At 59.1% G+C, this 15,615-nt stretch carries 18 protein-coding genes; 11 read left to right on the top strand and 7 right to left on the bottom strand.

Features of this window, described 5'->3' with window-relative positions; genetic code table 11:
* Positions 1–4: 4 nt before the first annotated feature.
* Complete coding sequence (locus tag BK667_RS17475; protein ID WP_123508858.1) at positions 5–1,714, bottom strand: putative bifunctional diguanylate cyclase/phosphodiesterase; 1,710 nt, start codon at positions 1,712–1,714, stop codon at positions 5–7.
* Between the two features lie 87 nt (positions 1,715–1,801).
* Positions 1,802–2,287 (bottom strand): response regulator, encoded by a 486-nt coding sequence (locus BK667_RS17480; protein WP_123598396.1) that lies wholly within the window; start codon positions 2,285–2,287, stop codon positions 1,802–1,804.
* 350 nt (positions 2,288–2,637) lie between these two features.
* Between BK667_RS17480 and BK667_RS17485 the strand changes: the two genes are divergently transcribed.
* The 3 genes from BK667_RS17485 to BK667_RS17495 all read left to right on the top strand — a co-directional run bounded on the left by BK667_RS17485 (position 2,638) and on the right by BK667_RS17495 (position 4,657).
* Positions 2,638–3,267, top strand: coding sequence for a glutathione S-transferase family protein (locus BK667_RS17485; RefSeq protein WP_123508860.1), 630 nt, complete (start codon positions 2,638–2,640; stop codon positions 3,265–3,267).
* A 47-nt stretch (positions 3,268–3,314) separates the two neighbouring features.
* The gene (locus tag BK667_RS17490; protein WP_123598397.1) at positions 3,315–3,833 is read left to right on the top strand and encodes a GNAT family N-acetyltransferase; all 519 of its coding nucleotides are present in this window, start codon (positions 3,315–3,317) and stop codon (positions 3,831–3,833) included.
* A 494-nt stretch (positions 3,834–4,327) separates the two neighbouring features.
* Entirely contained in the window at positions 4,328–4,657 is a 330-nt protein-coding gene (locus BK667_RS17495; RefSeq protein WP_123508862.1) for a hypothetical protein, read from the top strand.
* Positions 4,658–4,845: 188 nt separating this feature from the next.
* Here BK667_RS17495 and cynR read toward each other — a convergent pair whose 3' ends face one another.
* The gene (cynR, locus tag BK667_RS17500) at positions 4,846–5,727 is read right to left on the bottom strand and encodes a transcriptional regulator CynR (RefSeq protein ID WP_123508863.1); all 882 of its coding nucleotides are present in this window, start codon (positions 5,725–5,727) and stop codon (positions 4,846–4,848) included.
* A 126-nt stretch (positions 5,728–5,853) separates the two neighbouring features.
* Here cynR and cynS point away from each other — a divergent pair, with 126 nt between their 5' ends.
* The 3 genes from cynS (at position 5,854) to BK667_RS17515 (ending at position 7,328) form a co-directional block, all read left to right on the top strand.
* On the top strand, positions 5,854–6,321 hold the full coding sequence (gene cynS, locus BK667_RS17505; protein WP_123508864.1) for a cyanase: 468 nt from the start codon (positions 5,854–5,856) through the stop codon (positions 6,319–6,321).
* Between the two features lie 76 nt (positions 6,322–6,397).
* Positions 6,398–6,634 (top strand): DUF2790 domain-containing protein, encoded by a 237-nt coding sequence (locus tag BK667_RS17510; protein WP_123508865.1) that lies wholly within the window; start codon positions 6,398–6,400, stop codon positions 6,632–6,634.
* Positions 6,635–6,668: 34 nt separating this feature from the next.
* Positions 6,669–7,328 (top strand): carbonic anhydrase, encoded by a 660-nt coding sequence (locus BK667_RS17515; protein WP_123508866.1) that lies wholly within the window; start codon positions 6,669–6,671, stop codon positions 7,326–7,328.
* Position 7,329: 1 nt separating this feature from the next.
* On the opposite strand, the gene BK667_RS17520 is transcribed toward BK667_RS17515, so the two are convergent.
* Positions 7,330–8,661: an aminotransferase-like domain-containing protein gene (locus BK667_RS17520; RefSeq protein ID WP_123598398.1), complete on the bottom strand. Its 1,332-nt coding sequence runs from the start codon at positions 8,659–8,661 to the stop codon at positions 7,330–7,332.
* 87 nt (positions 8,662–8,748) lie between these two features.
* Here BK667_RS17520 and BK667_RS17525 point away from each other — a divergent pair, with 87 nt between their 5' ends.
* Positions 8,749–9,645 (top strand): DMT family transporter, encoded by an 897-nt coding sequence (locus BK667_RS17525; protein WP_123598399.1) that lies wholly within the window; start codon positions 8,749–8,751, stop codon positions 9,643–9,645.
* A 9-nt stretch (positions 9,646–9,654) separates the two neighbouring features.
* Here the strand turns inward: BK667_RS17525 and BK667_RS17530 are convergent, their stop codons facing one another.
* From BK667_RS17530 to glsB, 3 genes are all read right to left on the bottom strand, one after another.
* Positions 9,655–9,945, bottom strand: coding sequence for a BON domain-containing protein (locus BK667_RS17530; protein WP_123508869.1), 291 nt, complete (start codon positions 9,943–9,945; stop codon positions 9,655–9,657).
* A 60-nt stretch (positions 9,946–10,005) separates the two neighbouring features.
* Positions 10,006–11,508: an aldehyde dehydrogenase family protein gene (locus BK667_RS17535; RefSeq protein WP_123598400.1), complete on the bottom strand. Its 1,503-nt coding sequence runs from the start codon at positions 11,506–11,508 to the stop codon at positions 10,006–10,008.
* A gap of 77 nt (positions 11,509–11,585) precedes the next feature.
* Positions 11,586–12,494, bottom strand: coding sequence for a glutaminase B (gene glsB, locus BK667_RS17540; RefSeq protein ID WP_123508871.1), 909 nt, complete (start codon positions 12,492–12,494; stop codon positions 11,586–11,588).
* Positions 12,495–12,702: 208 nt separating this feature from the next.
* Between glsB and BK667_RS17545 the strand changes: the two genes are divergently transcribed.
* From BK667_RS17545 to BK667_RS17560, 4 genes are all read left to right on the top strand, one after another.
* Positions 12,703–13,326, top strand: a complete 624-nt coding sequence (locus BK667_RS17545) for a ferric reductase-like transmembrane domain-containing protein (protein WP_123598401.1) — start codon at positions 12,703–12,705, stop codon at positions 13,324–13,326.
* Positions 13,327–13,615: 289 nt separating this feature from the next.
* On the top strand, positions 13,616–14,131 hold the full coding sequence (locus BK667_RS17550) for an HvfX family Cu-binding RiPP maturation protein (RefSeq protein WP_123508873.1): 516 nt from the start codon (positions 13,616–13,618) through the stop codon (positions 14,129–14,131).
* A 51-nt stretch (positions 14,132–14,182) separates the two neighbouring features.
* Positions 14,183–14,806 carry a glutathione S-transferase family protein gene (locus tag BK667_RS17555; protein WP_123508874.1) on the top strand — a complete coding sequence of 208 codons (624 nt, stop codon included), beginning with the start codon at positions 14,183–14,185 and terminating at the stop codon, positions 14,804–14,806.
* 33 nt (positions 14,807–14,839) lie between these two features.
* Entirely contained in the window at positions 14,840–15,538 is a 699-nt protein-coding gene (locus BK667_RS17560; protein WP_123508875.1) for a dienelactone hydrolase family protein, read from the top strand.
* Positions 15,539–15,615 lie beyond the last annotated feature (77 nt).

Consider the following 15,615-nt stretch of genomic DNA (forward strand, 5'->3'; position numbering starts at 1 on the left):
CAGCTTAGTTCGTCTGCGCAACATCAACGTTGAGCCCGGATGATAAAAATGAAGCTATCTGAGAAAAGGGAATCGGACGGCAATACAAATACCCTTGCATGATCTGACAGCCCTGCCTCAGAAGCGTATCGGCCTGTTCCTGGGTTTCTACACCTTCGGCCACCAATTCAAGACCTAGCGCCTGACCTAATTTGATGATCGCTTCAATGATTGCCGAATCGCTTTTGTCGGTGAGCATATCTCGCACAAAGCTCTGGTCTATTTTCAGCACATCAATGGGAAATCGCTTGAGATAAGCCAGGCTCGAATAACCAGTACCGAAATCGTCGATCGAAATGCGCACCCCGAGGGTTTTGAGAAGAGAGAGGGTTTCTCGGGCGTTATCAATGTCCCTGGCCAACACCCCTTCGGTAATCTCCAGTTCCAGAAATCTTGCTTCCAGTCCGGATTCGACCAGGATGCTTTTCACCATGTCCAGAAAGGAGGCTTCGCGAAACTGCACAGCAGAAATGTTCACGCTGATAGAAATGTCATGACCCAGCTCACGAAGTACCCTCGTGTCCTTGCAGGCCTGGAGCAGAACGTATTTGCCAATCGGGATGATCAGCCCGGTTTCTTCTGCCAGAGGAATGAAATCGGCAGGTGAAATCAAGACACCGTCAGGATTGCGCCAGCGGATCAGCGCTTCCATCCCAATGACCCGGTGATGCCGGGCATCAACCTTCGCCTGGTAAAAAACCTCGAAGACACCTTCTTCCAGGGCGTTACGCATATGGCGCTCAAGCAGGTGCCTGGCACGCATGCTGCTCTCGATATGCGAAGAGAAAAAACAATAGCGATTACGGCCTGAAAGCTTCGCCTGGTACATGGCCGCATCGGCGTGCCGATACAGCGATTCCATATCGTCGCTGTCCTCAGGGAACACACTGATGCCGATGCTGGCGCCAAGGTCGTAGCGGTTTCCATGAATTGAAAAGGGGCTGGAGATGGTGGCGAGCACCCTTTGCGCGAAATCGCCCACGGCATCGAAACCGATCACCTCCGGCAACAGGACGATGAACTCGTCTCCTCCCTGCCTGCTGACGGTATCCTCGCTGAGCAACGATCGCGACAATCTGAACGCAACCTTTTGCAACACCAGGTCACCCACCGAGTGACCCATCGAATCGTTGATGACTTTGAAGTTGTCCAGATCCAGCAGCAGCATCGCCACACGGCCATGGCTGCGACGAGCCTTTTGTAACGCCTGCTCGGTACGATCCTGCAACAGTATTCTGTTGGGCAGACCGGTCAATGCATCGTGATTGGCAAGCCTCTTCGCCTCCTTGCGCAAGGCGATATGGGCTTTGATGCGGGCTCTGGCAACCGGGACATTCAGCGGCTTTTGAATGAAATCCACGCCGCCGCACTCCAGAGCGAGCAGCTCATCGGCTGTCTGCGTATGAGCGCTGACAAAAATGACCGCCGCGTCCAACAGTTCGGGATCAGACTTTAGTGCCCGACAGACCTCGAAGCCGCTTATTCCTGGCATTTCTATGTCGAGCAAAACCACATCGGGCCTGCATTGGCGCGCAATCTCAAGCGCCTGCTGACCATTTTGGGCGATATAGACTTCAGCTAAATCTTGCACTGCCGTGCTCAGAACTCTTAGATCGGTGACTTGGTCATCGACGATCAGGACGACGGGTTTGAGGCTGAACGTCTTGTCGTGCATTCCCTTACTCCTGCCAAATCCCTTGCATTGAGTGACAAGCCATCCTGAACAGCGTCTATCTGCACCGGAACATCCCGCCTGCCAGGCTCAGGCCAGGCCGGCTAATCGTTGAAGCCTTTCGACGTCTGCGTCGGGCTCACCGTTGTTCATGGCGGCAGCAAGGCGCATCACCACTTGTTCGCGGCGCACTTGCATGGGAGGCAACGCATAAATAGCGCCTATCAACTCACGTAGAACCATAGGCAGTCCCCAGCGTGCTTTCAAGCGAACGGCAAAAGGCGCTGCAAAATCGCGGACCGCGTGCGAGAGCGCTTCTTCGTCAAGTTGAGTATTGGTCTGTCGCAGGGCCTGACTAATCGCCAGATTCACGCTGGTAAGCCCCCCTAACCGCGTCAGGGCATCCGGCAGATTCCAGTCGGCCATAACCAACTGATAAGTGCTCGGCTGCCAAGCGTTTAACGCACTGGCGACATCGATAAAGCAATCGACTTGCGCAACCGGGCGGATGCTCAACACGAGCTGTTTTAAAAGATCTGATATCCAGGGGTCATCATCCAGAATCATCACTCGCATTCGATAATCCTCACTGGATTGACACGCAACGTCGCAACGCCTTAGTGGCTAACTATCGGCCACCCGCAAAAAACTGACGTTGTTGAGGTCAAAAGGTGAGGTTGTAACCGAGCGAATTTGAGCAAGTCACGGCAATTTCCCTTTGGCTGATGGCTAGATGGCATCCTTAAGGAATCGAATCTATTCCTCGCCAGCGAACTATACAAGCGATCAACACGGCACCGGTTCACGGGGCATTCGACGGTAGGTGAAAACCGACGGTAAAGCCTGTGGGCACTTCGGCAAGCCCCGAATGGTCTAGTGTTGCTCAAGCCCGGGCGCTTGCCCCACTTTTTGAAAAGGCACCGACCATGATCATCGTCCACCACCTGAACAACTCCCGTTCCCAGCGCATTCTCTGGCTGCTGGAGGAACTGGCGATCCCGTACGAACTGAAGCTCTATCAGCGTGACCCGAAGACCAACCTCGCGCCGCCGGAGTTGAAAGCCATCGACGCCCTGGGCAAATCCCCGGTGATTCAGGATGGCGCGCAGAAGCTGATCGAGTCCGCCGCAATCATCGATTACCTGATTCGCCGCCATGGCCAGGGTCGTTTGCAACCTGATCCGTCCACCGCCGCTTACGATCAATACGTGCAATGGCTGCACTTCGCCGAAGGCTCGGCGATGTTGCCGCTGATGCTGAATCTATACGTCGGCAAGTTGGGTGAGGCTGGCGCGCCGCTGCATCCACGGATCAATTCGGAAGTGGCCAACTACCTGAGCTACCTCGACACCGCCCTCAGCCAGTCCGATTACCTGTTGGGTGATGAATTCAGCGCCGCCGATATCCAGATGAGCTTTATCGGCGAGATCGCCAGGGCCCAGGGCAAGTTGCGCGACTACCCTCATATCGCCGCGTGGATTGAACGCTTCCAGGCCCGTCCAGCCTACGCGGCGGCGTTGAAAACCGGTGGCAAGTACGACTTCGCGCCCCACTGAGTGATCACGTCCGGGCCAGGGACGGCCCGGAACATCAGGAGCCCGCCATGCCGTCCATAGAACTGCACGCAGCCCAGCGCGATGAGCTGGAGACGATTGAAAACCTGATGCAGTTTTACGTGTACGACTTCAGCGAATGGCTGCCGCTGAAGCTTGGCGAGCACGGGTTATTCAATATCCAGCCCAAACCGGGTTACTGGCGCAATCCGGCGACGCAGCCGTTCCTGATCAAGGTTGACGGTGAACTGGCCGGGTTCGTGACCGTCGATGATGACATCCACGTCGCGGGTGCCGAGTTCAATATCGGTTACTTTTTTGTCAGCCGGCGCTTTCGTGGCCAAGGTGTCGCGAAGTTTGTCGTCTCTGCCCTCTTGAGCCGATTGCCCGGTCAGTGGCAAATTTTCCACATCGATGTGAACCAGCCTGCGCAGCGGTTCTGGGCGCATGTCATCCCGGTTCTCACCCTGGGAGAATTCACAACGCATCAGCTGCAGGTTGACGGCTATCCATGCACGTCCTACTGCTTCACAAGCCCCGGCCACAGCCCTCCGGGCAACCTTTTCTAATTCCAAAACCACTTTGTCCGACAATATGTAGTGACCAAAAATAATCACTACATAACCGTTGACGCCGTCGATTTGCCCTTGCATGATGCAGACGTCTCCCCGATCGGGAGTACAGGCAACACGTTTGAGCAAGCTCGTCTGACCGCCGAGCTGTTTTTCCCGGATACACGCTGCCCACAAGGCAGATTGAAGAAGCTGACCTGGCCCGAACGTCCAGTACAAGGACGAGAAGCGCTGGCGAAACGTTCTCATGACGCTTGTGGCCGACCCTGAAAATGTCGGCAGTGGCCTCCAGGTTTCGCCGCTTCTCTTCGTTGTGACGCTATTGCGTAGCAGTTATTCAACACGACTACATGCAACAGACGCGAGACCCCGCCTTTTTCGCGGCCGACCGCTGACGTCCTGGTTTCGGTGCCAGGGATCAACTAACCGATGGGCTACCTGTATTAGCGAATCAACTTTGAAAGATCACCAAATGGTCAAGGGGCTTAATTATGAATCTGAACAATCAACCCACTATCGATGAACTGGCTCGTATGTTCGCTGCACAAAAAGACAGCCACGACAGCCATATCCTGTGGATCAGCAAGTCGGGCCAGGTGCATATGGACTGCCTGTCGCCCCATGCTCACGAAGAAGAGTTCGACAAGAACAACCAGAACTTGCTGGCCCGCCTGAAGATGTACCGTCGCGGCCAGGGCTATGTCGGCAAGAAAGCCGCAGCCGACAAAGACTTCATCGGTCATGTTCTGCAAACTCTGAAACAGGCGTGGGCATCGATGCAGAACCAGAACGAAGTTCGGGTGATTGATCGGTTCTACTAAGCAAGATTGAAAAAAGGGCCTGCTTCCATTACGGAGCAGGCCCTTTTTTTGTGCCTGGCACAAACGCCTGAACAACCTGCCCCCTGTGGGAGCGAGCTTGCTCGCGATGAGGCCATTTCATTCAACATCGTCGTTGTCTGACCCACCGCTATCGCGAGCAAGCTCGCTCCCACAGGGAATCGTGGTGACTAAGCCATAGGTGTTCCCAACACCATCTCCACAAACGCCAACGCCGCCGCGCTGTGGTAATTATTTCGCCGCCGCAACAACGCCGCCCCTCGCTGCGGCGCCTCACCTTGCACCGCAATCTTGCGCAATGCCCGGTCCTGCGTCGCAATCGCCTCCGGCAAAATCGTCGCCACCGCCGTGTGCCGAATCACTTCCAGCAGCGTACTCACCGAGTTCACCTCGATCACCACTTTGGGCGTGATGGCTTGCTGGCGGAAATACTCGTCAATGGATGACCGGGTGATGAACTCAGGCGCCAGCAACGCGAATTCCAGTTGCGCCACCTCGCTCGGGGCCAGCGTGCCCTGGCTCTCATACAACGGGTGATCACGCCCGACCATCACCCCCAGCGTTTCGACGAACGCCGGGATGCATTCAATCTCTGGATTGCGAACCGGCGTAAAGGCAATGGCGATGTCCAGTGAGTCGTCCGCCAGCCCGGCCTCGATGTCGTCCATGGACAACTCGAAAATCTCCAGGTGGATGTTCGGGAATCGCGCCACGTAGTCGCGCACCAGCGGCCCCACCAGGTATGCCATGAAGGTCGGCGTCATGGCCAGGCGCAAGGTGCCACGGGACAAGTCCTTCACGTCATGCAACGCACGCTTGCCTGCTTCCAGTTCCACCAGCACCCGCCGCGCGCACTCGATGTAAGCCTCGCCGGCATCGGTGGGTTTGACCGTGCGCGAAGTGCGATCGAACAGGCTCACGCCGAGGGTTTCTTCCAGTTGCCGAATCTGCTGGGAGAGGGTCGGTTGGGAGACGTGCAGCGCTTCAGCCGCGCGGGTGAAGCCGCCGTTGTCAGCGACTGCGATCAGGTAACGCAGATGTCGGAGCAGCATGGGGCAAATCCATCTATAGGCTGTGCTTATGCGCGGCATTGTATATCGGTCTTGGACGCTATGGATCAATCGGCAGAAGATTGCTCCACACACAGCAACAACCCAATCCGATAAAGGAGTCACACCATGCAACAGTCCCACGCTTACAACGATCAGAGTCTGGCCCTGACCACTTCGATTCTTGATGCCAAGGCGCGCAAAAACCTGTCCTGGCAGGACCTGACCGACGGCACCGGCCTGGGCCTGGCCTACGTCACCGCCGCCCTGCTCGGCCAGCACCCACTGCCGGAAGCCGCCGCCAAAGTGGTCGGCGAGAAGCTGGACCTGGACGCTGACAGCATCGCCCGTCTGCAAATCATCCCGCTGCGCGGCAGCCTGGCCGGTGTGCCAACCGACCCGACCATCTACCGCTTCCACGAAATGATCCAGATCTACGGCACGACGTTGAAAGCCCTGGTTCACGAGCAATTCGGCGACGGCATCATCAGCGCGATCAACTTCAAGCTGGACATGAAGAAAGTCGAAGACCCGGAAGGCGGCTCCCGCGCCGTGATCACCCTGGACGGCAAGTTCCTGCCACTGCGTCCTTTCTAAATCAGTACCGGCCCGCGCTGAGCGGGCCAACCATCCAACACCGATTTATTCACCCCATTCACCTGGAGGCTGCCCCATGCATAAATTTCTGCTCGCACTCTCGCTGATCGCCGGCCTGGCGACCCAGGTTCAAGCTCAAGAAAGCGCCGTCGCCTACCAGTACGGCATGGACCTGGACATCGCCCAAGTCATCAACATCACCCCTGTCGCCGATGTCTGCGGCCCGGCGCCGGTGGAGATGACCTACCTCGACTCCAAAGGCGCAACGCACATTTTGCAGTACAGCGAATTCGGTACCGGTTGCTCGAACTGAGCCTCCACGGTCCATCACTAAAGAGGAAGCACCCATGAAAGCGCTCATCGACGGTTTTTTGAAGTTCCAGAAGGAAGCCTTCCCGCAACGCACTGACCTGTTCAAACACCTGGCCACCACCCAGCACCCCGGCACGTTGTTCATCACCTGTTCCGACAGCCGCGTAGTGCCCGAATTGTTGACGCAACAGGAGCCCGGTGAGCTGTTCGTGATCCGTAACGCCGGCAATATCGTGCCTTCGTACAGCCCACATCCGGGCGGTGTCTCGGCCACGGTCGAATATGCGGTCGCCGTATTGGGCGTCACCGATATTGTGATCTGCGGCCATTCCGACTGCGGCGCCATGACCGCCGTGGCCAAGTGCAAATGCATGGATCACCTGCCTGCGGTCAGCGGCTGGTTGCAACACGCCGAGTCGGCCAAAGTCATCAACGAATCGCGGCCTCACGCCAACGAAGCGGCCAAGGTCAGTTCGATGGTGCGCGAGAACGTCATCGCGCAACTGGCGAATATCCAGACCCACCCGAGCGTGCGCCTGGCTCAGGAAAAAGGTCAGTTGAACCTGCATGGTTGGGTGTACGACATCGAAACCGGTTCGATCGATGCGCTGGATGCTGACAGCCGCAGCTTTGTGTCCCTGGTCGAACACCCGACAACCTGCGCGGTGTATGCGAAGGCTGCGCAGGTCGCCTGAGCTAAAAGTAAGCCCCGACCACCTGCTTCACTTTTATCAGCGCCTGTCGAAGCGAGTCCATGTCCACCGAGCCAAGCGCCAGCCTGATCGCATGGGGGACATGGACCGATGTCGCAAACGGTTCGGCAGTCGACACCGACACCTGCTCTTGCAGCAACGCCACGGCGATCTGATCCGCCCTCGCCTCTTCCGACAAGGGCAGCCAGACAAAGTAGGACGCTGGGTGACGCACGTAGTGCATGCCCGCGAGCACCTCGTCGACAATCGCCTGCCGGGCCTGGGCATCCGCGCGTTTTTGCGCTTCCAGCAGGGTGACGGTGCCGTCGTCCAGCCAGGCCGTGGCAATCGCCGTCATTATCCCCGGCGTGTTCCAGGTGGTGGCCCTGATCGTGCGTTCCAGCGCGGGCACCATGGACAACGGCGCGGCAACGAAACCGACCCGCAACCCGGTGGCGATACTCTTGGATAACCCGGAAACGTAGACCGTCCTCTCCGGCGCCCATTCAGCCAACGGTGGTGGCGGCGCCTCAGCCAGGAAGGCGTAAGCGGCGTCTTCAATAATCAACACATCATGTTGGCGCGCAATCGCCACCAGTTGCTCGCGCTGATCGGCGGCCATCACCCAGCCCAATGGGTTATGCAAGGTCGGCATGCTGTAGACCGCGCGCACCGGACGGCTTCGACAGAGTTTTGCCAAAGCCGCGAGATCAGGCCCGGTGTCAGTGACGGGAATCGGCACCACCTCAAGGTGCAACGCCTCGGCCAGCACCTTGAACCCCGGATAGGTCAAGGCATCGGCGGCGATCACGTCGCCGGGTTGCAGCAGCGCCATCATCGTCACCGCCAAACCGTGCTGGGCGCCGCTGACAATCACCACGTGTTCGGCCGCCACCGTCAGCCCGCGTGTCAGCAGATGACGCGCCACCGAGGCCCGTTCATGCAGGCGTCCGGCGTGGGGCTGGTAGCGCAAATGGGCCTCCAGGTCACCGGACAACGCCAGTTGACGCAAAGCCATGCGCAACAGATCGGCCTGGCCCGGCAACGCGGGATAGTTGAAATTCAGATCACGCATCCCCTCGACAACACTGGGCTGGTGCACGCCCAGGCTGGGCGGTAGCGAGGTCTCCCGGACAAACGTCCCGCGCCCGGTTTCACCACTGACCAGCCCCATGGCTTCCAGCTCGGCGTAAACCCGACTGGCCGTGACCAAAGCCAGACCTTCGGTGGTCGCCAACTGTCGATGAGTCGGCAAACGCGTGCCGGGCGGCAGCCGGCCTGAACGGATATCGGCGGCAAAGGTGTCCACCAACGACTTGTACCGGGAGCGTGGCATCGAGAAATGTATCCATGACAATTTTTTGATTGTCCTGATCTTCGGTCATACGATGCGCTGAAAGCAACCCGACCGGATGAGACCACAATGGAACGCACCTCGAAGCTGAACAATCCGTCGCTGGAAAACAGCACCCGCGGCTGGATCAATGGACTGATCGGCGTGGTGATCTTCAGCGGCTCGCTGCCGGCCACACGGCTGGCAGTCCTGGAATTCGATCCGATATTCCTGACCGTAGCGCGGGCGACCATCGCCGGGTTGCTGGCGCTGTGCCTGTTGTGGCTGTTCAAGGAAAAGCGCCCGGCCCGTCAGCAGCTTGTACCGCTGATCGTTGTCGCGCTGGGCGTGGTGGTCGGGTTCCCGTTGTTGACGGCGCTGGCCTTGCAATACGTGACCTCCGCGCACTCCATCGTGTTTATCGGCCTGCTGCCACTGGCGACCGCCGTGTTCGGTGTGCTGCGCGGCGGCGAGCGGCCAAAACCGGCGTTCTGGCTATTCTCGATCCTCGGCAGTTTGCTAGTGGTGGGATTTGCCGTGTCCCAGGGACTCACCGCCTCGCCACAAGGCGATTTGCTGATGCTGCTGGCGGTGGTGGTTTGCGGGCTCGGTTATGCCGAAGGCGCGAAGCTGTCCCGGACACTGGGCGGCTGGCAGGTGATTTGCTGGGCGTTGCTGGTGTCGCTGCCGGTGATGGCGGCGCTGACCTGGTATCGCTTGCCCGCTTCATTTTCGACGATTAGCGCACCCGCCTGGCTGAGCCTGGCCTATGTGTCGCTGTTCAGCATGTTGATCGGTTTTGTGTTCTGGTATCGCGGACTGGCCCAAGGCGGGATTGCCGCCGTGGGCCAGCTTCAATTGCTCCAACCGTTCTTTGGCCTGGCGCTGTCGGCCACGCTGCTGCACGAGCAGGTCAGCCTGGGGATGCTGGGGGTCACCGTTGCGGTGATCCTGTGCGTGGCCGGGGCGCGAAGGTTTTCCCGCTAAACGCCAGGTTTATTCGTCGTCATACGTTCCCGGTTTGAACACGTGAGTGCGCAAGCCACTGGCCTCGACATCGACAACACCCTGGACCGAACGGGTCAGTTCGATCGCCTGATCACATTGCCGATGTGTATCGACCATGCCGCTCAACGACACCGCACCGCCATGGGTTTTGACATGGATGTGCAAGCCAAAGTTGGGATCGGCCCGGGTCAGGGCCGATTTCACCCTCGCGGTCGTCCACGAGTCGCGGGCGGCCATGGCCAGGTCATGGGAGTAATGCTCAAAGGAATGAAGTTTCATGGTGAAAACCTCCATTACACAAACACAGACACCCGATAAGTATAGTGCGGTCCCAGGGGCTCAGCGTTTGACCGACAAATCGGTCTGGGTCATGCGACTGCGAACGGTGAACACGCCATCCCCCGAGAGAATCGCGCTGCGGGCGAACAATCGACCGCTTTCCCAGTTCGAAAGGCCCAGTTCCGGCTTGTTCAACGCGTATTGGCCATCGACCCAACGGGTGATGCCGTTGCCGACAAAGGGCGCATTCACCGCGTTGTAGAAACGTTCATGCGCCTCGGCAGTTTCACTGATCAGCGACACGGTGAATTGCGGGCTGTAACGGTTAAACAAGGCGATGGCCTGATCGAGGTCGTCGACGATTTTCAGGCTGACTTCCGGGGTTTCTTCCCACTCCCACTCACGGCCCAATTGATCTTCCGCCAGCGGCTCGGCCAGTGCTTCGGTCACATAGCCTTCGGCGCGGTAGACCTCGACGCTGGCGGTTTGCCAATCCCTCGGCAAATGCGACTCGCTGCCTTCGACGATGTGCAACTTGCAGCCCTGGCCGCGAGCAGTACCGGCCTGCTGCAAAGCGTCGAGAAACAGCGGCACCAGTTCAGCGGCGCGTTCACGCTGGATCAGGCAGACATTCAGGGTATTGCAGACTTTGCGGTCCAGGGAGTTGCGCACCACGGCGGCAAAACGCGTGGCATCGGCGGCTTTATCGGCGATCAGCCAGGCACCGCCGGTGCCGTGCAGGCTGACGGCGGTGCCGGCCTGTTGGGCGATGCTGCCCAGTTGACTGACTGCACGCCCCGAACCCCGGGCCACGGCCAGCGACAGACGTCGATCAGCGAACATCGCCCAACCGGCGGCGTGATTGACGCTTTCCACCAGCGACACCGCACCGGCCGGCAACCCGGCGTCCGCCAGTGCCGGGTTCAAGGCGTGGGTGACGATGGCTTGCGCGGTGCCCAAGGCATCGCTGCCAATGCGCAGCACGGCGGTGTTGCCGGTGCGCAATACGCCAGCGGCGTCGGCAAACACATTCGGCCGGCCCTCGAAGACGAAGGCGACGATGCCCAGCGGCGACACCACTTGTTCGACTTTCCAGCCGTCATGCTCGACGCAACTGATGACTTTGCCGCGAGTGGCCGGCGCATCGCGCCAGGCCCGCAAGCCGGCAATCATGTCGCGGCGCATGCGCTCATCGGCCAGCAACCGCGTGGTGGAACGCCCGCGCGCCTTGGCGCGCTCGATGTCGGCCAGGTTCGCGGCCTCGATCAAGGCCCAGGTTTCGGCAGTTTCCAGGCGTTGGGCGAACAGGTCAAAGAACTCGCTGATGGCCTCGTCCGACACCGCCGACATCGCGTTGAATGCCGCTTGCGCACGCTCGATCGCCACGGTTGCCGCTTGCTGATCCACCACCGGAATCAACAACAACTCGCCGCTGACCTGTTCCACCAGCAAATGGTCACCGGGCTGAAAGCGCGCCGCCAGTTCGGGGCTGACCACGGTGACGCGGTTACCAGCGAAAGGGATCGGTGTGCCAGCGACGAGACGTTCGAGCGTGAGGGACATGAAGCGGTTTCACCATGCAGGGGGGCGGGCGGAAAAATGTATAGCAATTTTCCCGAACCGTCATTACCAACGCCCCGTCAGAACACCGACCAGCCGATCCGCTGACTCAACAACTCCAGCGCCGCCATGCCCGCCAGCGAGTTGCCGGCCGCATTCAATTCCGGCGACCACACGCACACGGTGAATTGCCCCGGCACCACCGCCACAATCCCGCCACCGACGCCGCTCTTGCCGGGCAGGCCGACGCGGTAGGCGAAGTTGCCCGCCTCGTCATAGAGGCCGCTGGTGGCCATGATCGAGTTGACTTGCTGGGTCTGGCGGGCGGTGAGGATTTGTTCGCCACTGTGTTTGCAGAAGCCGTCGTTGGCCAGGAAGCAGAACGCCCGGGCCAGGTCCACGCAACTCATGCGCAGGGCGCAGTGGCTGAAATAGCTGCGCAGTACGGCTTCGACGTCGTTGTGGAAATTGCCGAAGGATTGCATCAGGTACGCCATGGCGGCGTTGCGCGCACGGTGCTGGTATTCGGATTCGGCGACTTTGCCGTCCACCATCACTTGCGGGTTGCCGGACAGGCGCCGCACGAAATCGCGCATCGACAGGGCTGGCGCGGCAAAGCGTGACTGGTTGATGTCGCAGATCACCAGCGCCCCGGCGTTGATGAACGGATTGCGCGGGCGGCCACGTTCGAACTCCAGCTGCACCAGGGAGTTGAACGGCTGGCCGGACGGCTCGTGGCCCAGGCGTTCCCAGATCGCTTCGCCGGAATGTTCGATGGCCTGCACCAGGCTGAAGACCTTGGAAATACTTTGCACCGAGAACAGCGTCTGCGCGTCGCCGGCGCAGTACAGCTCGCCGTCATTGCCATACACGGCGATGCCCAACTGGTTGGCCGGCACGGTGCCGAGGGCGGGAATGTAGTCAGCCACCTTGCCCTGGCCGATCAGGGGACGAACTGCGTCAAGGATCTCGTTCAACAGCGCTTGCATGCCGGGTTCCGAAGTCTCGCCCCATGGGTTTGCGGGGACACAGTCGCTAGACGCCGTTGGTGCACGGCGGATCACAGTTTTGTAGGGGAATGTATCTGGGGCCCGTCCTGATACATGGAGTTGCTTTCGGGACATATCGCCAACACACCTCGCTGGAACACTTCGGGTGTCTGCTGACCCTGGTCGGCCCTTGTTCCGGAGCGTTGCCATGAATACCTCAATCCCGCGTTATCACGGCTGGTCGCTGTTCGGCCTGTTGTCCTTGCTGGTGCTGCTGATGACCGGCCTGATCCTGGTGCTCAACCCCGATCTGGTGGAAGCCACCCGCAGCGCCATCCGCGCCACGGCCCGGACCTCGTTTGCGCTGTTTCTCGCGGCGTTTCTGGCGTCTGCGTTTGCCGTGCTGGTGCCCTCACCCTTCAGCAAATCCCTGGTGCGCGAGCGGCGGTTTATCGGCCTGGCGTTTGCCTTTTCGCACCTGGTGCATGCGGTGCTGATTTATAGCTATGGGCAGTTGAATCCTGAGTTCTGGCCGGGACGCACTACGGTGGGCAACATTCCGGGGTCGGTCGGTTACTTGTTCATATTGCTGATGGCGATCACGTCGTTCAAAACCACGACGCGGATAATCGGCGCCAAAGCCTGGAAAGCCCTGCACGTGACAGGGATGTGGGTGATTGCGGCGGTGTTTACCTACTCCAACTTCAAGCGGATACCGATGAGTGATTGGTACGTGTTGCCGTTCGGGATGATGTGTGCGGCGATTGCCCTGAGGTTGGTGGGTAAGTGGGCGCTTAAGAACAAACGCATTCAGCGCCATGCCTATACCTGAAATCCACCACTGAACCCTTGTGGGAGCGAGCTTGCTCGCGATAACGGACTAACAGTCAACAGTGATATCGACTGACAGGACGCCATCGCGAGCAAGCTCGCTCCCACAGTTGTTTTGTATTGTTTGGCGATTTTTCATCCGGCTGTGTATCCGAGTGTGTACAGCCGCCCTTCCGATACACCGCTTGCCTAAAACCCCGCTTCAACGACACACCCCGGATACACCCCCTTGCTGAAATGTGCTGGTCGATTGGCCCAGCCGATCAAAGCCCTCAACGGAGATCAAGCCCATGAACACTTCACTTTCTTCGGCCGTCAAAGGCCTGCACCTGAACCTCGACCGTGCCGGCAGCTGGATTGCGCCGTTGACCCTGCGCATCTTCCTCGCCTGGGAGTTTTTCGAGTCGGGCCTGGAGAAATGGAATGGCGAGAACTGGTTTGCCGATATCCAGGATGCCTTTCCGTTTCCGTTCAACCACGTACCCGCCACGCTGAACTGGGAATTGTCGATGTGGGCCGAGCTGATCTGCGCCCTTGCGCTGTTGGTAGGCCTGGGCACGCGGATCTCGACAGTGATTTTGATCGTCGTCACCGTGGTCGCGACCGCTGCTGTTCACTGGCCGGCCGATTGGTCTACATTGAGTGAACTTGCCCAGGGCTACGCCATCAGTAACAAAGGGCACGGTAACTTCAAACTGCCGCTGATCTACCTCGCCGCCCTGATGCCATTGTTGCTCTCGGGCGCAGGCAAGCTCAGTCTGGATGCCTTGCTGGCCCGATTCTTCTGGCGTCGTCACAACCGCTGAAACGTCAGTGTCTCGAAAACATCCCACAATGAAAAAAACGGAGCGATCGTCATGAGCCTCACACTCTACGGTTTTGACGGCAGCACTTATGTACGCACGGTGAAGATGCTGCTGGTGGAAAAAGGCGCGGATTTCGATCAGGTGCAGGTCAACGTCATCAAAGGCGAGCCGCACCTGCCGGAACACCTGGCGCGTCACCCTTTCGGCAAGGTGCCGGTGGTTGATCACGACGGTTTCCGCGTGCTCGAAACCGCGGCGATCATGGCGTATCTGGATGAAGTGCTGCCCGGCCCGTCGCTGACCCCGGACAACGCCCATGACCGCGCCCGCAATCACATGGCCATGGGGCTCTACGATTCCTATGGCTACGGCGCGCTGGTCTCGGTGTTCGGTTTTCACTTGTTTCCGGATTTCATCGGTGGGCAGAATGAGGATTCGCGACGCAAGGGCATCGACAATTCCAAGCGTGTGATACGCGAATTAATGAAGATCAAAGGTGATGATCCGTTCATCGCCGGGCTTGCCCCCAGTTTCAGCGATTTCTACCTGGCGCCGGCCTGCGCCTACATCGCGATGACACCCGACGCGGCGCTCGTGTTTGCCGTGGACGGTTTCGCCGAGTGGTGGAAACGTCTACAGGCCTTGCCGAGTTTCCAGGCAACTATCCCGCAATAAATCCAACTTTCACTGACGAAGACAGGAGCCACCATGAGCGTGACCACCCAATGGATCGAAATCGACAGCCCCGAAGGTAAATTCGGCGCTTACCTGGCGATTCCCCATACCCAAAAGGGTCCGGGGATTGTGTTGATCCAGGAGATCTTCGGCGTCAACGAACACATCCGCTCGGTCGCCGAGCAATACGCTGCCGATGGCTATCTGGTGATCGCGCCGGACCTGTTCTGGCGCAGCGGCCCGCGCATCGAACTGGGCTACGACGAAGCCGGCTGGAAACGCGCGGTTGAGTTGATGAATGCCACCGACGTGAACGCGGCACAGGCCGACATCAAACTGGCCATTGATGCCCTGCAAGCCCAACCGGGCCTGGATGGCGGTATCGCCTCGATCGGTTACTGCTTTGGCGGCCTGCTTTCGTATCACACCGCCGCCAACGGTTTCGTCGACGTGGCCATCGCCTATTACGGCGGCGGCATCCAGAACCAATTGGACCGTGCCGACGAAATCCAGGTGCCGATCCTGATGCACTTCGGCGAAGCGGACAGCCACATTCCATTGGAAGCCGTTGAGAAAATCGCCGAGCGTTTCGACACCAACGACAACGTGGAGATTGTGGTGTATCCGGAAGCGGAGCATGGCTTCAACTGCTCCCATCGCGAGAGCTATAACCAGCGTGCAGCGGTCGAGGCCCATGGCAATACCCTGATTTTCCTGGGTATGGAACTCTAAAACTTAACGCGCCCCCTGTAGGAGCGAGGCTTGCCCGCGAAGGCGTCATTCCGGTCGATAACAATGTTGACCGGAAT

Origin of the sequence: Pseudomonas frederiksbergensis (genome assembly GCF_003732705.1) — a bacterium.
In the GTDB taxonomy this organism is placed as follows: domain Bacteria; phylum Pseudomonadota; class Gammaproteobacteria; order Pseudomonadales; family Pseudomonadaceae; genus Aquipseudomonas; species Aquipseudomonas frederiksbergensis_F.